Source organism: Acinetobacter sp. MYb191, from assembly GCF_037572605.1.
Taxonomy (GTDB): domain Bacteria; phylum Pseudomonadota; class Gammaproteobacteria; order Pseudomonadales; family Moraxellaceae; genus Acinetobacter; species Acinetobacter johnsonii.
The window spans coordinates 1-21,607 of record NZ_JBBGZP010000019.1 but is presented as its reverse complement, the minus strand read 5'-3'; the positions used below and the strand labels follow the sequence as shown (position 1 = coordinate 21,607).

The window sequence follows — 21,607 nt, the reverse complement described above, 5'->3', positions numbered from 1 at the left end:
AGAAAAAGAATGGTCAGCTTTGGTTCTCATGTGGATTTTTCAATTCCACATATCAAAATTCGTAACTTAAACAAACACTATGCGGTGCAAGGGCATAGCGTGCATGCTCTCAAAAAGATTGACCTCGACATCCCGACAGGGAAAGTGTTTGGCATTATTGGCAAAAGTGGTGCAGGTAAATCCTCTCTACTCCGCACTCTAAATGGTTTAGAACGTATCAGTGAAGGTCATATTCATATTCATCAACAAGACTTGGCCGCATTGAGCCATGCTGAGCTGATTCAGCTCCGCCAACGCATTGGCATGATTTTCCAGCATTTCAATTTAATGTCTGCCAAAACAGTCTATGAAAATGTCGCACTGCCCCTCAAAGTGGCCAATTATCCCAAACAAGACATCGAACAACGTGTCAACGAGGTTTTACAATTGGTCGGGCTAAGTGATAAGACTCAGCATTACCCGTCACAACTGTCTGGTGGTCAAAAGCAACGTGTGGGCATTGCTCGTGCATTGGTCCACCATCCTGAAATTTTACTCTGTGATGAAGCGACATCTGCTCTCGATCCAGAAAGCACCTCTGTGGTGTTGTCCTTGCTCAAAGAGATCAATCAAAAGCTGGGTATCACCATTGTATTGATTACCCATGAAATGCAAGTGATTCGGGAAATTTGCGATCAGGTCGTGGTCATCGATGCTGGAGAAATTGTGGAATCAGGCGAAGTTTGGTCGGTGTTTTCTCAGCCCCAACAAGGCATTACCCAAGAACTACTGAATCTAGAACAACTCGATTTGCCTTTTCGCTTAAATGCTGAACCTACGCAGCTCGATACACATGCCATTTTCAAAATTCGCTCGACATCAGATGCGCATCATCCACCTGACTTAAAAAAGATTTTGGAGCACTTTCCACAAACTGTGCATTTATATCAAAGTCAGGTCGACACCATCCAAAACCATTTAATTGGAACATTGGTTATTGCTGTTCGTACACAGGACTTAGAAATTCAATCGCTACTACAAAAACTAAAAGCGCATGTGACACATGTAGAGGTACTTGGCTATGCACGACCAACTCATTGATTTATTACTGACAGGCACCATCGATACCTTAATCATGGTCGGTGCATCCGCATTTTTTGCCTTACTCATTGGTCTGCCAATGGCAGTGGTTCTAGTCAGCACCTCTGAGCATGGCATTTATCCTTCCAAAAGTATTAACCATAGTTTAGGCTGGTTGGTAAATATCACTCGTTCCGTTCCCTTCCTGATTTTGATGGTGGCCCTCATTCCACTCACCCGTTGGATTGTAGGCACCAGTTATGGTGTTTGGGCAGCAGTTGTCCCTTTAACCTTGGCTGCAACACCTTTTTTTGCACGAATTGCAGAAGTCAGTTTACGCGAAGTAGATCAAGGGCTGATTGAGGCTGCGCAAGCTATCGGCTGTAACCGTACTCAAATCATTTGGCATGTGTTGTTACCTGAAGCTCTTCCTGGAATTGTCGCAGGTTTTACCGTAACCATTGTGACCATGATTAACTCCTCTGCCATTGCAGGCGCAATTGGTGCTGGCGGTTTAGGTGATATCGCCTATCGTTATGGTTATCAGCGTTTTGATATGCAGATCATGTTGGCCGTGATTGTCGTGCTCGTGATTTTGGTGATGTGTGTGCAAGCGATTGGAGACAATCTGGCAACTCAACTCGATAAGAGGAAAGTTTAATCCCATCTCCACATAAAGTAGAGCACTATACTGTCCACTTAAGTTTTTTAGCCCCTCCTTTTTCTAAGGAGGGTGTTTCAGTATGAAATTCACTACCCAGTTATAATCACCTTTGCTTTATGACAGCAATCTAATCAACTGAATCAACATTGTTTTTCTTTCAAATTCACATAGAAAATATAGCTCTCAATATACAGATAGAAATGAATAAGCTATAACGTATCCTCAAGACTAAATAAGAACAACCACCTCAATATGCATCATTCCCCTAAAATTAAAGTACTCGCTTTCGACATCTTTGGAACTGTCGTGGACTGGCATTCTTCAATCGTTCAAGAATTGGAACGTCTAGCCTTGAACATCGATGCTAACCAATTTGCATTAGACTGGCGAGCAGGCTATCGACCTGCAATGGATCAGGTTTTGTCAGGTCAGCAGCCGTGGACCTCCATTGATGATATTCACCGTCTCATTTTGGATGAGCTTTTAGCGAAATATCAAATCTCCACACTGACCGAAGCTCAAAAAATGGATTTAAACTTTATTTGGCATTGTCTCAACCCTTGGCCAGATACAGTCGCAGCACTCAATCAATTAAAACAAGATTATATTATTTGCACCCTTTCAAATGGAAACATTCGCTTATTGGTCGATCTGGCAAAGTACGCAAAATTGCCTTGGGACACTATTTTCTCTGCTGAAAATTTCAAAGCCTACAAACCTTCTCCCAAAACCTATTTAGGTGTCGCAGACTTTCTCAATGTCGCACCGAGTCAAGTGATGATGGTTGCCACCCATCAAGATGACCTTGCCGCAGCGCGTAGCTGTGGACTTCTGACAGCTTATATTGAACGCCCCTTTGAATATGGTGCAGCTCAATTGAAAGACTCTAGTCCTTGCATAGACAATAATCTACATGCAACTGACCTCTTAAATCTGGTTTCTTTATTAAAAGAAAAGGCTTAAAAGGCTCATACATAAGGCTTAAATGAGGAAGTTCTGCCCACAACATGATTTACAACTTTGATTCTTCTCCCCTGAGACCTGACTTTGTCATGGCTTTCATGTAAAATCACTGGCAATTTTTATATAACACGTTGTGAGTTATTTCATGGGTTTTAATTGCGGTATTGTCGGCTTGCCGAACGTTGGTAAATCTACACTTTTCAATGCATTGACTAAAGCTGCTATTGCTGCTGAAAACTTCCCATTCTGTACCATTGAACCAAACACAGGCATCGTTCCTGTGCCAGATCCACGTTTAGACAAATTAACAGCGATTGTAAAACCTCAACGTGTGATTCCAACGACGATGGAATTTGTAGACATTGCAGGTTTAGTTGCGGGTGCATCTAAAGGTGAAGGCTTGGGGAACCAATTTCTTGCAAACATCCGTGAAACAGATGCGATTGCTCACGTTGTACGTTGTTTTGAAGATGAAAACGTCATTCACGTTAACGGTAAAATTGACCCGCTTGATGACATCGCAACCATCAATACGGAACTTGCACTTGCTGACTTAGAAACTGTGACAAAAGCAGTGACTCGTTTAGCAAAATCTGCAAAAGGTGGCGACAAAGAAGCGCTTGCAACCAAAGCGGTTTTAGACAAAATTTTACCTTTACTTGATGAAGGCAAACCTGCTCGTGCAGCTGACCTAGATGACGACGAACGTAAATTGGTTCGCGGTTTTGGCTTAATGACTTTAAAACCAACCATGTATATTGCAAACGTTGCAGAAGATGGTTTTGAAAACAACCCGCATTTAGATGCTGTGAAAAAACTTGCAGCTGAAGAAAATGCAATCGTAGTTCCGCTTTGCAACCAAATCGAAGCTGAAATTTCACTGCTTGAAGACGAAGACCGTGCTGAGTTCCTTGAAGCTTTAGGCATGGAAGAGCCGGGCCTAAACGTGGTAATTCGCGCAGGCTACGGTCTTTTAGGTTTACAGACTTACTTCACGGCGGGTGTACAAGAAGTTCGTGCTTGGACCGTTAAAGTCGGTGCAACTGCACCACAAGCGGCGGGTGTGATCCACACTGACTTCGAAAAAGGCTTTATCCGTGCTGAATGTGTTGCTTATAACGACTTCGTTCAATACAACGGTGAAGCAGGCGCGAAAGAAGCAGGTATATGGCGTTTAGAAGGTAAAACGTACATCGTTCAAGACGGTGATGTTCTACACTTCCGCTTTAACGTATAAGTCGTTCCGAATATAAAAAACCCGATACCAATCGGGTTTTTTTATAAGCTTAAACCAATCTTAAAAACAACATTAAATAACATATGAACACCTGATCCGTTTGGATCTCACACAATATTATAACTTCTATTCTTTCGTATTATCGCTAATTTAATCACAGGCACTAATGCCTTCATTGAACAAACGAAAATGAAAAAGATCAGCACATTTATTGCAGCAGGTTTATTCACAACGATTAGCGCTACAGCATTTGCATGCCCACAAGGAACAACACTGTCGGGTGGTACAGGTGCAAATCATAAAGGTGGTAAGTGCGTCGCAACCATGAACGTGGCGAAACATGATCAGGCAATGAAACAAGACAAAACGGCCAAACACGATCAAGCAATGAAACAGGATAAAATGGCCAAACATGATCCAGCCATGAAGCAAGATAAAATGGTGAAACATGATTCAATGAAAGCCAATGAAATGGCCAATAAATCCCATAAAGATGCTCATGCTCCAAGCCCGAATACACCCAAAGCTCAACCAGATACACATAAAGTCGTGAAGACATCTTAAAACAGCATAAAAAAAGCCAGTGAAATTCACTGGCTTTTTTATCGATAAAATAATTCAGTTAATGTGATGTCACAGAGACATGCTTATTATCCATTGCAGCACGCTGTTTACGCGCTTCATCCAGCATTCGTTGTTCAATGCCTTTTCTAAAACCAAGCATAAACACCATTTCCGCCAAAACAAATAATGGTCCGATAGCTAGGCCAATCACATCATCCATAAAGGCCGGTTTTTTCTTCTCATAGAAATGCCCCACAAATTGGAACGTCCAGCCGACGACAAAAATACCAACACTGAGACTTAACCAAAGACCCAAATCAAACTGTGCGATTTTATACGCCAATGGATAAGCCATGGCATAGATCACTAGCATGATCACACCAAAAATTCGATCTAAGCTCAGGTAGTAAACAATACTCGCTAAGATCAAAACCATCGCCAAAGTAATTTCAAAACTGCCCACAGTCATGCCAGCTCTCGCGGTTAAGCACATAATTGAAAACACAATCAGCGGAATACCCACAAAGTGGGTCACGATATTTTTATGATCAAGATGATAAGCTGCATACTGACTTAATAATTTTTCTAATTTACTCATACTGTATTTCCTTATTGCATGATATTGATCACGATATAGAATAACTTTAAAGGAAAACAGCCCATCAAGTTGTCGTTGACCTGACAAGTTGCTCGATCAATCACGAAAGGACGCGGAATGCTGGAAATTCAACACAAACAACAATTACTCAATAACAATTGGTTCGCCAAATTACCACAAGCCTATCAACAGTATATTGTGCAACATGCCAAATATATTGAGGTTGCAAAAGACCAAGCTGTTTTTCGCTCTGGGGATTTATTTGATGGCATCTATGCAGTCTTGAATGGTGCCATTCGCTTAGGTCATGTCGACATTGAAGGTAAAGAAGCAGTTGCAGCAATTGCTGAACCGATTATGTGGTTTGGAGAAATTTCATTAATAGATCAGCAACCGCGTTCGCACGATGCGATTGCTATTCAAAAAAGCACCCTGCTCCATCTACCTAAACGCGATGTTGAGGAATTTATCCAAGCCACCCCAGAATTTTGGTTTCATATTGCACAGCTTGCTTCACAGAAATTACGTCTCGCCTTTTTAGAACTGATCGCAATCCAAAGTCAAAATATCAGTCAACGACTGGCTCAACGCTTACTGTTTATTTTAAGCGGTTATGGCAACCATCTCGCGATTACCAATGATGAAATTCATTTATCACAAGAGCAACTGGCTCAAATGCTGATGTGTTCACGCCAAACGATTAACCAAGAACTTCAAAACTTAGAAAAACAAGGAATACTGGCAATTGCGTTTAAAAAGATTAAAATTTTAGATCCTGCAATGCTGCATAAAATGGCACATAGCTCAGAATAGACCATCAAGTGTGCGCCTTAAGAGTGCAATTCACATAGAAGGAATGTATAGAAATATGGCTACACGGTCTAATGTCTTGGCTATTCGTCTCCCCGGCTTGAGACTGCTGTGGCAGCATTTGACCAATAATTAATGTAAACATCGCAACAACTAATTTTTTAAATTAACCCTCAAAATTCGACTCAATTCCGTTATTTTACTGCATTGGGATAATGTACTATTTTTATTATATTTTTCATTAAAGCTCTAACCATAAAAAGCGAGTTTTTAAAACTCGCTTTTGCTTATGCTATACAGGTATTAGACACCCACTTTTTTAGGGTCTGTATTGCCTAAACTTGGGTTATCAATTGCGCCCCGACATTGTGCTTTATCACGTTCATAATCGCTCTGTTTCTGTGCAACACTCGAAGAACCGTCTAAGGTCTCACGTGCCCACACTTCTAAGCTGGTCAAGGCTTTACGACACAGGGCGTATTTTCCTTCGGTCACTGAGTCTGTCATTTTGACATTAATACGCCAGTCCGTACTGAGTTTACGTGCAGGATGACGGACTTTAGCTTCAATCTGATCCAGTTGCTTGTTATAGACCAAGCCATCTACTTCATTGATAAACACCCAAGCACGCTGGGCATATTCCGTAGCGTCATTGGTAATTTTTGGCGCAGCCTTAATTTCTACTTTTTGTTCAGGAGCTTGCTCTGACTGCCCACAAGCTTGCAAAAGTAAACTGCTTACAATGATTGCAGTCAGCCCTAAAGTACGTAATTCGAGCTTCAACATGGTTAAACGCCTCAACAAACAATTGGGCACTATGCTAGTGAATTCAGTTACAATACACAATCAATTTTGACCCATTGATAAAGTCTTCTTCAAGGTGTGTTGTGTCCGAACTTAATCCCACTCCTGCACAAGCTGCTGGCTTTTGGCAAGGGGCTAAGGATAGCCAAGCGATTATCTTTACCTATCTACCTGTTTCTTTTGCCTTTGGTGTATCTGCAACCCAGTTTGGCTTTAGTGCATGGGAGGCTTTATTTTTATCCTGCTCAATGTATGCAGGGGCCAGTCAGTTTTTAGTGGTTGCCCTATTGGGTAGTGGCACGTCTATTTGGATGACTGCCCTCACTGTGATTGCCCTAGATATTCGTCACTTACTCTATGGCCCTGCGCTACAAAACTTAATTCAAGATAAACTGAACTTAAAAAAAACCGCTATTTGGTCATGGGGGCTAACCGACGAAGTTTTTGCCTCAGGCATGATTAAACTGTCGCAGCGTCGCCAAGAGTGGTCTGAGTCTTGGATGCTCGGTTTAAGCCTGTTTAGTTGGCTCGCATGGGCTACAGGTTCTTTTCTAGGTGGAATGTTTGCAGACCAAGTCAGTCATTTACCCCAGTTTTTACAAGCCGCACTAGACTTTTTATTACCTGCACTGTTCTTAAGTTTCTTATTGGCAGCATTTGAAAAGAAACACACTTTTGTGGTGGCTGTGACCATTCTTGTATCTGCCATTGCCTGCTATTTTATTGACTTATCTGCTGCAATTTTTATTGGTATCAGTTCGGGTATTTTTGCAGGTTTGTTTAAACACTATGTACTGAAAAAACCAGACTCTGAACATATGGGAGATCAAGCATGAATATTGAAATTATCTTGGTCGGCATTGTAGTGGGTATTGCAAATTTTGCTTCACGCTTTGGCCCATTCTTCGTCATTCAAAAGTTCCAGCAAGGTTCACAAAAGCGCGGTGCTCTATGGTTGAAGATTGCATTAGGTTCGATTGGTATCGCGGCGATTAGTTCAATGCTTGTGGTTGCAACTTTGCCACCACTGTTAGATACACCCAATAAAAGCTTTGCCATGTTAGTCGGCTTCATCGTATTAGCCGGACTTTATTTCAAGTTTAAGCAAATTGTCCCCGCTACACTCACCGCAGCACTGAGCTATGGTTTGGTTTATACCTATATTCCTCTGCCTTTTTAACCCATATCTTGCATCCATCAAAACTTGAAGCGCTCAGCTGTGCAAGTCATTTCCAGCTTGATTGGAAAAGTTTATTGAGCATCCTTTTGCATGAAAATTTTGACTTTGGAATGCGCAGCTTTATAAAAAAAATTGTTGGACAATATCATTAATTTATGTGAATGAACCCTGAACACTTTTAAGAGTTCTGCTATGCTAAAAGCCCATAAAATCAAGCATGGATGATTTACATGAGCGTTACTATTGGTACTCCACTTCAGCCTTCAGCATTTAAAGTTCTGCTATTAGGTTCTGGAGAGCTTGGGAAAGAAGTTGTGATTTCTTTACAACGTTTAGGTGTAGAAGTTCATGCTGCTGACCGTTACGATCATGCTCCTGCAATGCAAGTGGCACACTATGCCTATACTTTAAATATGGCAGATGCGACAGCGCTTAAACAACTCATTCAGGACATTAAGCCGAATTTAATTGTTCCTGAAATTGAAGCCATTGCGACACAAGTATTGATTGAAATCGAACAAGATAATATTGCGACAGTCATTCCCTCTGCAAAAGCGGTCAATTTAACCATGAACCGTGAAGGCATCCGTCGTTTAGCTGCGGAAGAACTGGGCTTACCGACATCGGCTTACCGTTTTGCAGATACTTTAGAATCTTTTCGTGCTGCATGTGATGACATTGGTTATCCAAACTTTGTCAAACCGGTCATGTCCTCTTCTGGTAAAGGCCAATCCCGCGTAAAAGAATTTTCAGAAGTAGATGCTGCTTGGGAATATGCACAAACAGGTGGTCGTGTAAATCAAGGGACAGTGATTGTAGAATCACAAATTGATTTTGATTTTGAAATTACGCTATTAACAGTACGTTCAAAAAACCCAGAAACAGGTGAAATTGAAACTTCGTACTGCGACCCAATTGGTCACCGCCAAGACGCGGGCGACTATGTTGAAAGCTGGCAGCCTCAAGCCATGACACCAGCGGCACTTGACGAAGCAAAGCGTATTGCCAATAAAGTCACCATCGCATTGGGTGGCTGTGGTATTTTCGGTGTAGAACTCTTTGTCAAAGGCGATAAAGTGTGGTTTAGTGAAGTATCACCACGCCCACATGACACAGGTCTTGTGACGCTTGCCTCTCAGTTCCAAAGTGAATTTGAACTACATGCACGTGCGATTTTGGGTCTGCCTGTCAATACAGCACGTCATAGCGTTGCTGCGAGTGCCGTGATCTATGCAGGTGTGGATGCAAATAACTTATCTTTTTCTGGCTTAAATCTTGCTTTGGCAAACCCAAATACTGATTTACGCATTTTTGGAAAACCAGAAGGCTTTACACGTCGCCGTATGGGCGTTGCGACAGCGCGGGCTGAAACAACCGACCAAGCGCGTGAACTAGCGGCCGAAGCTGCTGGACTGGTGAGCGTTCATCAAAATTAAGCATTGTTAAAATATACGGATACGGTTCATGATCAATACTTCTCCACTGCTTAACTATGTCAGCAGTAATCACGACATCAAAGCGATTAATCAATGGCGTAGTGATGTCGAAAATCAATTACAAGAAAGTTTTGATCATGGCCAATCCATTCGTGATGTCATTTTAACGCGTTCAAATATGATCGACGAAGCACTTATTTTCCTATGGAAATATGCAAAACTCGATCAGACAGACTTAAGTTTATTTGCTGTCGGTGGCTATGGTCGCCGGGAGATGCTGCCTTACTCAGATGTAGACATCATGATCTTGTCTGAAGATGAGTTTAGCGAAGAACAAGAGAAAATCATTTCAGTCTTTATTTCCTCACTTTGGGATGTCGGCAATTTCAAGCCCGGCATTAGTGTACGTACCATTGCCAACTGTGTTGAACAAGCAACCTCCGACTTAACTGTTGCTACTGCCCTCATTGAGTCCCGTTTAATTACAGGCAATGAACACTTAGCCAAATGGCCGCGACGCATTGTTTCACAAACATGGACAGACAAAACCTTCTATGATGCAAAAATGGAAGAACAGGCTAAGCGTTATGCACAGCATAACTTTACGGAAAGTAATCTAGAGCCCGATATTAAAAACGCGCCGGGCGGCATTCGTGACATTAACCAAATTGGTTGGATTGCTAAGCGGCATTTCCGCGTCAACCGTATTTATGACTTGGTACACTTAGGCTTTATTTCTGAGTTTGAGTTGGGCGTATTAGAAGAAGCCGAAAGTTTCCTCTGGGAAATTCGTCATCACCTACACCGCCTCACTAAACGTGATGAAAACCGTTTACTGTTCGACTATCAACGTGACATTGCCGCAAAGTTTGGCTATGTGCGTGAAGAAGGCAAATCACCGAATTATCCAATTGAACAATTCATGAAGCGTTATTATCGAAGCGCTCAACAAGTCACCACGCTGAATGAAATGCTGTTGGCTTATTTCAATGAATCTGTGATTACCCCACGCCTACCGAACTATGAGCGTAACATTGAAGAAATCAATGAAAATTTTAAACTGGTCGACGGCAAACTAGCGGTTCAACACCATAAGATTTTCTCTGAAAACCCAAGTGCTATTTTAGAAATTTTCTATATATTGGCCAATCGACCTGAAATTACAGGTATTCGCGCGCGTACGCTACGTTTGTTAATTTTGGCGGCTAAACGCATTGACCAAAAATACAGAGATAATCCAGTACATCAAGCCCTGTTTATGGCCATCATTCGCTCCCCGCATCGCTTATACGAAACCATGGTGGCAATGAAACGTTATGGCGTTTTAGGCAACTATATTCCTGCGTTTGGGCAGATTATGGGATTGATGCAGTATGACTTGTTCCATATCTATACCGTAGATGCACATACTTTATTATTACTGCGCAACTTAAACCGTTTCAAAGAACCTGAGTTTGCTAAAGACTTCCCTGTCGTGAGTTCCGTGTTCCAACGTCTGGCACGTCGTGACATTGTCTATTTGGCTGCCATTTTCCATGATATCGCTAAAGGCCGCGGTGGTGACCACAGTGAGCTAGGTGCAAGCGATGCGATTGAATTCTGTCGTAGTCATGGTTTTACCGAACGCGAATGCAACCTTGTCGCATGGCTCATCCAAAACCATTTACTCATGTCTGTTACCTCTCAAAAGAAAGATATTTCTGACCCCGATGTGGTTAAAGCTTTTGCTGAGAAAATGGGTGACATGGAACATCTCGACTATCTATATACGTTGACTGTTTCAGATATCAATGCAACCAATCCTTCACTTTGGAATACGTGGCGCGCTTCTCTCATGCGTCAGCTCTATACCCATGCACGTGACGTGATTCGCTCAGGTTTAGGCCGTCCTGTGGACTATCAAATGCTCATCGAGGACACTAAGTTTTCTGCCAGCGAACAACTGGTCGAAGAGTTTGCACTAGATGATGTCGAAAAAGTCTGGCAAGAACTGGGAGATGAATATTTCCTCAAAGAATCTGCTGATGAAATTGCTTGGCACACACGTGCTATTTTACAGCACGGTGACAACCCTGAACCGCTGGTTTTAATGCGTGCACAGCGTAAATTTGCTCAAGATGCAGTACAAATCTTTATTTATACCCAAGATCAGCCCAACCTGTTTGCAACAACGGTTGCTATTCTCGATCGTATGAACTTGGATGTACAAGATGCGCGTATTATTACCGCGACCAAAGCATTTAGCTTAGACACTTATGTCGTTCTTGACCGTTTTGGTACGCTGCTAACCGACCCTGAACGTGAAGCAAAAGTACTCTCAGCATTAAAAGATGCCTTAGCCAATTCAGATAAATACCCAGGACTCATGCAACGTCGCATCCCACGTCAGCTACGCCATTTCGACATTGAAAACACCGTTGATATTACGCTGAATGAAGCACTGCAACAAAACATGGTCGAAATTGCAACACTCGACCATCCCGGCTTACTTGCCAAAGTAGGCGGGTTGTTTATGATGCAAGGTCTAGATATTCACTCTGCTAAAATTGCCACCCTAGGTGAGCGTGCCGAAGATATTTTCTTTGTCACCAAAAAAGATGGTCAACCCATGACTGAAACTGAAGCTGAAACTTTTGCTGCACAACTAAAATCAGCCTTAGATGAAGCCTCTAGTCAGGTCTGTGGTCAACATTAACAATACACACTGGTATTTTGTTTCATGAACTCGAGTTTATCCCTTTTACATCCTTATCCTTTTGAAAAGTTGAATAAACTATTTCAGGATATTACTCCCGCAGACTTACCCCTCATTCCACTCTCGATTGGTGAGCCTAAGCATCCTGCACCCGAGTTTGTGAAACAAGCCATTATCTCTAATTTTCAGCATTTATCGACCTACCCAAACAGTAAAGGTATACCCGAATTACGCACCAGTATTGCAAACTGGCTAACCCGTCGTTTTCAACTCAATCAGATTAGTGCAGAAAACAATATATTTCCTGTTTCGGGCACACGTGAAGCAATTTTCTCTTTTGTGCAGGCATTGGTAAATCGTGAAGATGCGCCTTATGTGGTTATGCCTAACCCGTTCTACCAAATTTATGAAGGTGCCGCTTTACTTGCTGGAGCAAAACCGTACTTTGTAAATTGCACCGAAGAAAATGGTTATCTCGGTGACTTTGATGCTGTACCTGCTGAAGTCTGGGAGAAAACTGCCCTGTTATTTGTCTGTACACCGGGCAATCCGACTGGTGCGGTATTATCAAAAGAACAATTCAAAAAATTAATCGCACTGTCAGACCAATATGGTTTTGTGATTGCATCGGATGAATGCTATTCAGAGCTTTGGTTTGATACTGCACCTGTGGGCCTACTCGAAGTTTGTGCTGAAATAGGCCGAGATGACTACAAAAACTGTGTCGTATTCCACTCACTGTCTAAACGCTCAAACTTACCGGGTATGCGCTCTGGCTTTGTCGCGGGTGATGCAGCATTGCTCAAACCTTATTTACAATACCGTACGTATCATGGCGCGGCGATGCCTGTACAGCACCAATTGGCTTCGATTGCAGCATGGGATGACGAAGCGCATGTTGAAGAAAATCGTGTGCAATATCGTGCAAAATTTGATTTATTTCAAAAGGAATTGGGCCATATACTGCCCCTACAAAAACCAGATGCAGGTTTTTACTACTGGTTAAAAGTAGATAATGACGAAACTTTTGCAAAAATGCTCATGGAAAAAGCACATGTCAAAGTGCTTCCTGGACGTTACTTGTCACGCGATACTGAGCAAGGCAACCCAGGCGAAAACCATGTACGTCTTGCTCTCGTAGCCGATCTTGCACAGTGTGAACAAGTCATTGCTCGCCTTAAAGCAATTTTATAAATAAGCTCATCTAAAAAAGAAAACCTCCTATAAAGGAGGTTTTCTTTTTTTCATTCGATTAAAAATCAAATGATGCGCTTAAAGTAAATGTACGAGGTTGTGCCAGTGTTAAGTATGTATAATCATTGGTACTTGCTGAAGCCCAATACTCTTTATCAAATAAGTTGGTAATACCAAAATTAATCACTGTTGGAACTTGATTGATCTGGGTTTTATAATTCGCCCCCACATCTACACGCGTCCAATCGTTTAATTTTAATGTATTCGCATTATTTGCGTACTGACTACCTTTATAAACGACACGACCATTAATTGAAACATCTTGTGGTACAGGTAATTTCCAATCTGCCTCTACATTCGCCTGAAACTCCGGTACACCAATCACTTGGTTGCCATCAAACAAACCTTGATACGTTTCTTTTTGCTCTGTATCAATCCACGTAGCACCACCTAAGATGCGAACTGCATCGGTTAATTGACCATAGGCATTAAATTCAATACCCTGATGAATATTTTTCGCATCAGTGAGTTGAGCTGAACCTGCTGTATTTACAGCAGCTTTACGACGCTCAGTGTTGAAGTAATTTAAACCACCACCAATTGCACCATTTTCATATTTCAAGCCAATTTCTTTTTGTTTTGACACAAAAGGATCAGCCACATAATAGTTACCAGTACTGCTGTCTAACAAACCATCACCTTGTACCAAAGCTTCGACATAGTTGCCATAAACCGCCAATTCAGGCGTGATTTTATAACTGATGCCTAATGCAGGTGTCACTTTATCTTTATTGATATTATATAGATATGTACCATAAGAATAGACATCTTGATCAACTTCTTGATAACGTGCACCTAGCATTACGGTCAAACGATCATCTAAAGCGGAAATATTATCCCCTAAAGCTACACTTCTTAAAGTCGCCACATTCGCTTTCGGATAAGTTCCTTTAGAACCTCGCCATTGATTAATATTTGAGGCATTTGTATAAATAGGGTTATAGAAGTTATCAGCCACTCCTGTAGCATAACCATAACTATAGCGCTTATCTGCTCGGTACATCGAACCAGACAGAACGACATTATGGCTTAATGCACCAGTATTAAATTTGGTTTTAACACCCACTTCACCCGTATGGTTTTTATCTTTTCGTAAAATTGTTGAGGCAGATAAAGAGGCAGCGCCCGTTTCAGTATTGCTGAGTTGCTGACTAGAATATACGCCCGCTTCTTCACTAACACGGAAACCATAAGCAGCATATGCAGTCACTGCATCATTAAAGTCATATTCTGCACGATAACTACCAAAGACATCCTCCTCATTAGAATATGTCCATGATTGTCCATGATAATCCGCATATTGTGATGCACTTGGAACCGAAGTTACTGCATTGGTCAAACGCAAACTTGGACGGTTTTCTTTAAGACGGTTGTTGTTGTACCCTAAATCACCTGATAAGCGCAGTTTATCACCACGATAATCAAGCGCAATCGAAGCCAACCCAAGCGAATTATCTTCTTTATCAACTTCTGTACCACCGCCATGGTATGTCGTATTTACACGTACACCATATTGATCATTTTCACCAAAACGTTCGGATACATCACTCGATAAGTAACCACCATTAAAATCTGTACCTGCTGTTACACGTTTAAGCGGTTCATTGGCTGCACGTTTAGGCACCAAGTTAACAGAACCTCCAATGCCAGAACCTCCCGGCATTGCACCATTTAAAAATGCTGAAGCACCTTTGAAAACTTCAACTCGCTCAAATAACTCTGTAGGAATATATTGACGCGGCAAAATCCCATACAAGCCATTATAACTTGTATCATCAGAGGCCAAAACGAAACCACGAATAAAATAAGTTTCCTGAAAGTTACCAAAACCTTTAGCTAAACGTACGGATGGATCAGCTTGTAAAACATCCCCAACACTCTTTGCTTGACGTTCTTGAATGTATTGGTTGGTATAGCTAGTCAAGCTAAATGGGTTATCTAAATTTTTCTGGTTACCAAAGACACCTACTCGCCCGCCAGTCGCGACCTGACCGCCAGCGAAAGCTTCCATTAAACCATTTGCAGAAGCATCGGCACTTGCAACTATACGGATTGTTTCCAAAGCTGTAACATTACTCGCCTGAGATGATGAGTCGGATTCAACGACTACTGGAGCTTCGGCAGCATGTGAAATACTGTACCCAGATACACATGCCATCATTAACACCAATGGTTTCAGCTTAACCATTTACGACCCTTTTTCATCAATCTAAAATTCGAGCCTGATAGTAAATGAGAATTGGTCTTAATCAAACTGATTTAATTCTCATTTAAATTGTAAATTCAAATGAGAATTAATTATTCCATTGTTATAACTTATGACGTCAGACAACCGATTGACTTTTACTTTAAGATTTTCATATTACAAGTCCATCTAATAGCAAAACCAATGCAAAATAAGGCAAAGCAGCACCCTGACATCTTATAAATCCAGTTGAGTCGCTGGGTTAAAAAATGATTCCAACGCTTCCAACTCAATAACTTAAGCAACAGCAGATTCCACATCAAAACCACAGCCACCATCCAGAGACTCATTAAAAGCAAGGTATAAACATCAAATTTTGAATAAACCAGAAATATCAAACTACTATAGAACATCATATTTTTAGGGTTCAGCAAATTTGACTGTAAACCTTGAGTAAAACATAGAATTTTAGTTTGATGAGGTGTGGAATCATGTACTTGAACATCAACATTTTCATGATACTTATAGCGAAAACACTGTATAGACAAATACAACAAATACGCAACACCTAATCCGCGTAGCAACATCAGAACATAAGCATGAATATGCCCAAGCCACTCCAGTAAAGTTAAAATCAGCGCTAGAATAAAAGCATTCCCAGCCACTATACCTAAAATTGTATATCGTGCCCTTCTTTGACCACTGTTTAATGCCGTCATCAGAATCAGGAAAAAATCGGGGCCAGGGGAAAGCAAAGCCACAAAATGCATCACAGCAATAACAATAAAAAACTCCATCACTTATCTCTCTTTAAAAGTGAGACAAGCCTAACGACGGATGAAGTTCAACTCTTGGATAAAATTGCTCGATGTTGCTTTTGATAGAACTTTGGCGTGGTACCCGTTAAACTTTTAAAAACACGATGAAAATGACTTTGGTCACTAAAGCCCAGTGTATAACTCAGTTGCGCTATATCCATGCCTTGTTTTAAAAAGGTGCGTGCATCATTAATTTTATGATTCAATTGATAAGCGTGCGGCGTCATACCTAAAGATGATTTAAATAGCCGAATTGGCATACCGACTCAACTGGACTTCTTGCGACATTTGCTCTAATGATAAAAACACGTCAACATCCTGAATCATTGATAAAAGCTGCTTAAACTCTTGCTGTGCATAGTGTTGAGGAGCAAGCAATTCTAGCTGAATATATGGAAATAAAAGCTCAGTAAGTGTTGTGATTAAGCTTTGTTTTTTTCCCAATAAGACAGTGAAGTATCAAATAATTGACTGTTAAGACAACTAAAGTCATGATACATCTTAGGCTGTTTATACAGCACGGGTTTGAACTGCGGTATGTCTTGATAAGTATCTTTATGTGCTGTTTCTTGTAATAACTGATTCAACTAATGTGCATCTAAATGCATCATTTGGTAGCTCCAAGCCAGATCTGGAACAGGATTACACGCATGTTCTACATGTGCAGGAACCAACACCAAAGTACCCGCGTCTATTTGTTGCGTTGCACCGAAGTGGCTAGTGAAAATACTGTTGCCTTGCTCCACTGCTCCAATTGAAAATGTCGGATGACTATGAGCTTTATAACAAGCACGACTTGCACATGCCCGACATGTTTCCACATAAGGCATGTGCGGGTCACTCCAAAATTCAACTGAAGTACCTTGCTCTTTCATCACTGACGACACATCAACCGATTATTGTTGTAATGCTTTTTCAATATCTGCCTGAATGGCTTCAGGCTTGGTGGTTGGCGCATAACGATTAATTACTTTGCCATCTTTACCAATCAAGAATTTTGTAAAATTCCACTTAATGCCGCTGCCGAGAATCCCTTTGCTGTTATTGGTTAAATAACGGAATATGGCGTGGGCTTCTGGGCCTTTAACATCGACTTTGGAAAACATGGGAAAAGTCACCCCATAGTTTTTCTGACAATACGTTCCTATTTGCTCATTGCTACCCGGATCTTGCCCCCCAAACTGATTACAAGGGAAGCCTAACACCTCAAACCCTTGTGCATGATATTGCTCGTAAATTTTTTCTAATCCCGCAAATTGTGGTGTAAAACCACATTTACTGGCCGTATTGACGATGAGTAGCACTTCGCCCTCATAGTCAGCAAAGGATTTATTTTTTCCATCTAACAATTCCGCTTCAAACTGATAAATGTTGGTCATGGATAAGTATCCTCATCACTTTTTTCTTGTGTTTCTAGTTCTAATGAAGCCGAGTTTACACAGTAACGTAAACCTGTAGGCTCAGGTCCATCTGCAAAAACATGGCCTAAATGAGCATCACAGTGATGACATACAATTTCGGTACGCACCATGCCATGTGTTGTATCTTGATGCTCTTCTATCACAGTCGTATTGAGTGGCTTATAAAAACTTGGCCAGCCGCAACCACTGTCATATTTATTTTCAGAATTAAATAATGGCGTACCACAGCAACGGCATACATAAGTACCGGCTTGTTTAGTATTCCAATATTTCCCCGTAAAGGCTGGTTCCGTCCCCTTTTGTCGCGTAATGCGAAATTCGTCAGGTGATAACTCTCTCTGCCATTCTCGGTCTGTTTTATTGAGTTTTCCCATGATTACGTCCCTTTCTATCTTGCTATTTAAAATAGGATAATCCTATATTTACGTGATTCATCTTAAAATTTCTAGTGTTTAGTTCACAATTTACAAAAGACCTATAATTCCAATAAAAGCAAAAAGAAAGCATTTAAAAAAAATGGTAAGCATTTTATTTTCTTAAATGCTTTTTTGTGAGCAAATTTAGTGTTAGTCTTATTGACATTCTTGCTCAGGATTAAAAAATGTCGCAAAAAAAGAGCGTTATTTTTAAACATCTACTGCCTGTGATTAAACAATATCAACAGGTGGGTTTTACGCATGAAAAAATTGTTGCTTTACTCAGAGATGAACATGATCTCGATCTGGTGACAACTGAAACATTTAAAAGCTATTTATACCGTTATGCAAAAGTGACCTCCACTCTTTCCGAGAACATCAAAATGCCGAACACTCTCCAAACCCCACGCGAAATAAAAAAATCGTCTAAGCTCGAGCATGTATGCTACGACATCCGTGGACCAGTGTTACGAGCGGCCAATGAAATGGAAGAAGCCGGCCATAAGATTATCAAACTCAACATTGGTAACCCTGCACCCTTCGGCTTCGAAGCCCCTCAAGAAATTATTAATGATGTGGCTTTAAACCTGCCAAATGCAGTGGGTTATACCGACTCAAAAGGGATTTTCCCTGCGCGTAAAGCCATCTGTCAGTACTATCAGCAAAAAGGCATTTTAGATATGCACGTTAATGACGTTTATATCGGAAATGGTGTCTCTGAATTGATCGTGATGGCCATGCAAGGCTTGTTAGATGATGGTGACGAGATGCTCGTGCCAATGCCTGACTATCCCCTTTGGACAGCTGCGGTGAACCTTTCAGGTGGGACTGCCATTCATTATAAATGTGATGAAGAAAACTTTTGGTATCCCGACATTGCAGATATGGAGAGTAAAATCACACCACGTACCCGCGGTATCGTGATTATCAATCCAAACAACCCAACAGGTGCAGTTTATCCACGCCATGTACTTGAGCAAATTGTCGCATTGGCTAAAAAGCATGATTTGATTTTGTTTGCAGATGAAATTTACGACAAAATCGTTTATGACGGTATTGAACATGTTTCTGTCGCAGCATTAGCGGGTGACCAACTCTGTATCTCTTTCAATGGTTTATCTAAAGCATACCGTATTGCGGGTTATCGTTCAGGCTGGATGGCAATCACAGGCGATAAGTCGCGTGCAGTCGACTATATTGAAGGTTTAGACATGCTCGCTTCTATGCGTTTATGTGCTAACCACCAAGCACAGTATGCCATTCAAACTGCTTTAGGCGGCTACCAGTCAATCAATGATTTAATTCGTCCAGGCGGTCGTTTATACGAACAGCGTAATATTGCTTGGCAAATGTTGAATGATATTCCGGGTGTATCTTGTGTTAAACCTGAAGGCGCAATGTATTGCTTCCCGAAATTAGACCCAGAAATCTATCCAGTTCAAGATGACGAAAAACTGATGCTTGATCTACTTCGTGCGGAAAAAGTACTTCTGGTTCAAGGTACAGGCTTTAACTGGCCAACACCAGATCATTTCCGCGTAGTGTTCTTACCTGCTGAAAATGAACTACGTGAAGCCATTACACGTGTAGGTCGCTTCCTTGCGAAAATGCGCTAATTGATCACTTAAAAAAACCGTACTTTATGTACGGTTTTTTTATTTACAAAACTGTAATACTTCACTTTTTAAGTTTGGCATAAGTTTAAATTAAGCAGCCACATTGCTGTGATTCCATGTAAATGATGGGGAGTCGCTTATGGGGACAATTGCGGTAACATCTTGGAAATACAATGCTTCCACACGCTATTTAAAAATTTTATATGCCGATGGTTCAGGCGAGCTGTACCACCCTGTGCCTGAATTTATTTATAACAACTTAGTTCGATGTAATAATAAAACAGCCTTTGTTCATAAATATTTAGAATATGATTTGCACTTTACGCGCTTAAGTATTCATTAATTTTTGAAGCTCAAACAATCAGGATTTATCCTGATTGTTTTTCATGATCCCACGTCACCACCAACAAGCCAGCACCAATCGCTAATGTAGACAGGTTAAACTGCTCGTCCTGCTGAATAATCGCTATGAAGTCCGTGACTTGATCTGCATGCGATAGAACATTATCAACCACCAAAACTCCGCGTGAAACACACATCAATCGTTTCAAATCTGGCCAATAATCGACATAAGCATCACGTTCAGCATCTAGCAATATAAAATCAAAGATGGCTTGTGACTGCTTCAAATATTCAGCTGCGTCACCCACCCAAAACTCAACACCATTGGATAAATTGAAATCCGCAAGATGGCTAGCGGCTTGTTGACTTCTCTCAGCATCAATTTCCAAAGTGGTTAATCGAGCATTCACTTGTTGCGCTGCATAAGCCAACCATAAGGTTGAGTAACCTGTTGATGTTCCTATTTCTAATACCTGCTGGGGCTGCTGAATATGAACCAGTTGCGCCAAAAATTGTGCAGACTCAGGCTCAATATTGCGAAAACGCGCAATTCGATCTGCTTGCGTACTGTCATGTTCTTGAAAGCGTTGATATAAGGCCGATACTTTACTCAAAAATTCTGCACGCATAATCAAATCCCCTCTACTTTACTTAGCGTTGTTTATACTTCTTGAATCAGTTTAAAGCGCTCAACTTCACGGTCATCTTCTAGCATTACCGTTTCAGTAAACATGGCAAGTGGACGTACCCAAATCGAGTAATCACCATATAAACACTGATAAACCACCAGTTTTTCTTCGGTTTCACTATGCGTCGCTACATGTAAAACTTGATACAGTTGCCCTTTATAATGCTGATAGATACCACGCTGTAATTGCATCACTTGCTTCCCTATTTTTTAACTGTCTCGATCATACCTAATTTATACGGCTTAAACTTCAAATTACTTGAAGAATCATTTAAATCCCCCATATAGCTTCATGAAATGATTGAAGAAAATATCCTTAAATCCATAAAACCGATTATTAAAATAAAAACAAACTGTTTTATCTATTTTTAGATTTACTCTATGATTATTTTATCAAATAAATTTATAGACTGCTTTGGAGAGCTTAACAATGTTAGATCAAAATACTTCAGCTCAATTAAAAACACTTCTTGAACGCCTAGAAGGTCCGATTGAATTGGTTGCGACTTTGAATGGTTCTGAGAAATCAGACAAAATCAAAGAATTGGTTGAAGAAGTTGCAGCACTGTCTCCACTGGTGACTGCACGTTTTGATGGCCAAAACTCACGTGCACCCAGCTTTGGTGTGACAAAGGCGGGCGAACAGCCGCGTGTGTTCTTTGCCGGGTTACCGATGGGACATGAGTTTACCTCTTTGATTTTGGCATTGTTACAAACCTCAGGTTATGCACCTAAAGTATCTGATGAAGTTTTGGCTTCAATCAAAGCTTTGGGCATCCAGTCTGACTTTGACGTATTTGTCTCTTTAAGCTGTCATAACTGTCCAGACGTGGTGCAAGCGTTGAACCTGATTGCCA

At 41.1% G+C, this 21,607-nt stretch carries 21 protein-coding genes and 2 pseudogenes; 14 read left to right on the top strand and 9 right to left on the bottom strand.

Annotated features, from left to right (window positions below; translation table 11 throughout):
• Positions 1-9 precede the first annotated feature (9 nt).
• The 5 genes from WH214_RS13115 (at position 10) to WH214_RS13095 (ending at position 4,487) form a co-directional block, all read left to right on the top strand.
• Positions 10-1,080, top strand: a complete 1,071-nt coding sequence (locus WH214_RS13115; protein WP_339422885.1) for a methionine ABC transporter ATP-binding protein — start codon at positions 10-12, stop codon at positions 1,078-1,080.
• Positions 1,061-1,720, top strand: coding sequence for a methionine ABC transporter permease (locus WH214_RS13110; protein WP_058869503.1), 660 nt, complete (start codon positions 1,061-1,063; stop codon positions 1,718-1,720). Before WH214_RS13115 ends, WH214_RS13110 begins: the two co-directional genes overlap by 20 nt.
• A 255-nt stretch (positions 1,721-1,975) precedes the next feature.
• Positions 1,976-2,686: a haloacid dehalogenase type II gene (locus tag WH214_RS13105; protein ID WP_339422886.1), complete on the top strand. Its 711-nt coding sequence runs from the start codon at positions 1,976-1,978 to the stop codon at positions 2,684-2,686.
• 145 nt (positions 2,687-2,831) lie between these two features.
• Entirely contained in the window at positions 2,832-3,923 is a 1,092-nt protein-coding gene (gene ychF / locus WH214_RS13100; RefSeq protein WP_339993528.1) for a redox-regulated ATPase YchF, read from the top strand.
• Between the two features lie 189 nt (positions 3,924-4,112).
• A complete protein-coding gene (locus WH214_RS13095) occupies positions 4,113-4,487 on the top strand; it encodes a hypothetical protein (protein WP_339422887.1) in 375 nt (124 codons plus the stop codon).
• 58 nt (positions 4,488-4,545) lie between these two features.
• On the opposite strand, the gene WH214_RS13090 is transcribed toward WH214_RS13095, so the two are convergent.
• Entirely contained in the window at positions 4,546-5,085 is a 540-nt protein-coding gene (locus WH214_RS13090) for an Mpo1 family 2-hydroxy fatty acid dioxygenase (RefSeq protein WP_339422888.1), read from the bottom strand.
• Positions 5,086-5,202: 117 nt separating this feature from the next.
• On the opposite strand from WH214_RS13090, the gene WH214_RS13085 reads away from it, so the two are divergent.
• Positions 5,203-5,898: a Crp/Fnr family transcriptional regulator gene (locus tag WH214_RS13085; RefSeq protein WP_339422889.1), complete on the top strand. Its 696-nt coding sequence runs from the start codon at positions 5,203-5,205 to the stop codon at positions 5,896-5,898.
• A 300-nt stretch (positions 5,899-6,198) separates the two neighbouring features.
• Here WH214_RS13085 and WH214_RS13080 read toward each other — a convergent pair whose 3' ends face one another.
• Positions 6,199-6,681, bottom strand: a complete 483-nt coding sequence (locus tag WH214_RS13080) for a hypothetical protein (protein ID WP_004693449.1) — start codon at positions 6,679-6,681, stop codon at positions 6,199-6,201.
• A 101-nt stretch (positions 6,682-6,782) separates the two neighbouring features.
• Here WH214_RS13080 and WH214_RS13075 point away from each other — a divergent pair, with 101 nt between their 5' ends.
• From WH214_RS13075 to dapC, 5 genes are all read left to right on the top strand, one after another.
• A complete protein-coding gene (locus WH214_RS13075; RefSeq protein ID WP_339422890.1) occupies positions 6,783-7,535 on the top strand; it encodes an AzlC family ABC transporter permease in 753 nt (250 codons plus the stop codon).
• The gene (ygaH, locus tag WH214_RS13070; RefSeq protein ID WP_234966187.1) at positions 7,532-7,879 is read left to right on the top strand and encodes an L-valine transporter subunit YgaH; all 348 of its coding nucleotides are present in this window, start codon (positions 7,532-7,534) and stop codon (positions 7,877-7,879) included. The genes WH214_RS13075 and ygaH overlap by 4 nt, the downstream gene beginning before the upstream one ends.
• A gap of 221 nt (positions 7,880-8,100) precedes the next feature.
• A complete protein-coding gene (gene purT, locus WH214_RS13065) occupies positions 8,101-9,315 on the top strand; it encodes a formate-dependent phosphoribosylglycinamide formyltransferase (protein ID WP_339422891.1) in 1,215 nt (404 codons plus the stop codon).
• 28 nt (positions 9,316-9,343) lie between these two features.
• On the top strand, positions 9,344-12,010 hold the full coding sequence (gene glnD / locus WH214_RS13060; RefSeq protein WP_339422892.1) for a [protein-PII] uridylyltransferase: 2,667 nt from the start codon (positions 9,344-9,346) through the stop codon (positions 12,008-12,010).
• A 24-nt stretch (positions 12,011-12,034) separates the two neighbouring features.
• Positions 12,035-13,204, top strand: coding sequence for a succinyldiaminopimelate transaminase (gene dapC / locus WH214_RS13055; RefSeq protein ID WP_339993523.1), 1,170 nt, complete (start codon positions 12,035-12,037; stop codon positions 13,202-13,204).
• Positions 13,205-13,262: 58 nt separating this feature from the next.
• On the opposite strand, the gene WH214_RS13050 is transcribed toward dapC, so the two are convergent.
• The 5 genes and pseudogenes from WH214_RS13050 to msrB all read right to left on the bottom strand — a co-directional run bounded on the left by WH214_RS13050 (position 13,263) and on the right by msrB (position 18,062).
• Positions 13,263-15,452 (bottom strand): TonB-dependent receptor, encoded by a 2,190-nt coding sequence (locus tag WH214_RS13050; RefSeq protein WP_339993521.1) that lies wholly within the window; start codon positions 15,450-15,452, stop codon positions 13,263-13,265.
• A 155-nt stretch (positions 15,453-15,607) separates the two neighbouring features.
• Positions 15,608-16,246, bottom strand: coding sequence for a LysE family translocator (locus tag WH214_RS13045; RefSeq protein ID WP_339993555.1), 639 nt, complete (start codon positions 16,244-16,246; stop codon positions 15,608-15,610).
• Between the two features lie 47 nt (positions 16,247-16,293).
• A pseudogene (locus tag WH214_RS13040) lies at positions 16,294-17,142 on the bottom strand (AraC family transcriptional regulator).
• A 21-nt stretch (positions 17,143-17,163) separates the two neighbouring features.
• Positions 17,164-17,646, bottom strand: a complete 483-nt coding sequence (locus tag WH214_RS13035) for a glutathione peroxidase (protein ID WP_004980122.1) — start codon at positions 17,644-17,646, stop codon at positions 17,164-17,166.
• Entirely contained in the window at positions 17,643-18,062 is a 420-nt protein-coding gene (msrB, locus tag WH214_RS13030; protein ID WP_339422895.1) for a peptide-methionine (R)-S-oxide reductase MsrB, read from the bottom strand. Before msrB ends, WH214_RS13035 begins: the two co-directional genes overlap by 4 nt.
• Positions 18,063-18,289: 227 nt before the next feature.
• On the opposite strand from msrB, the gene WH214_RS13025 reads away from it, so the two are divergent.
• Together WH214_RS13025 and WH214_RS13020 are read left to right on the top strand one after the other, a co-directional pair.
• Complete coding sequence (locus WH214_RS13025; protein WP_062032676.1) at positions 18,290-19,720, top strand: pyridoxal phosphate-dependent aminotransferase; 1,431 nt, start codon at positions 18,290-18,292, stop codon at positions 19,718-19,720.
• A gap of 139 nt (positions 19,721-19,859) precedes the next feature.
• Positions 19,860-20,063: a KTSC domain-containing protein gene (locus WH214_RS13020; RefSeq protein WP_339993518.1), complete on the top strand. Its 204-nt coding sequence runs from the start codon at positions 19,860-19,862 to the stop codon at positions 20,061-20,063.
• A gap of 25 nt (positions 20,064-20,088) precedes the next feature.
• Here the strand turns inward: WH214_RS13020 and WH214_RS13015 are convergent, their stop codons facing one another.
• Entirely contained in the window at positions 20,089-20,691 is a 603-nt protein-coding gene (locus WH214_RS13015) for an O-methyltransferase (RefSeq protein WP_228716295.1), read from the bottom strand.
• Between the two features lie 32 nt (positions 20,692-20,723).
• The gene (locus WH214_RS13010) at positions 20,724-20,942 is read right to left on the bottom strand and encodes a DUF1653 domain-containing protein (RefSeq protein ID WP_004693482.1); all 219 of its coding nucleotides are present in this window, start codon (positions 20,940-20,942) and stop codon (positions 20,724-20,726) included.
• 238 nt (positions 20,943-21,180) lie between these two features.
• Here WH214_RS13010 and WH214_RS13005 point away from each other — a divergent pair.
• Positions 21,181-21,607 (top strand): annotated as a pseudogene (locus WH214_RS13005) (alkyl hydroperoxide reductase subunit F); the annotation flags it as partial.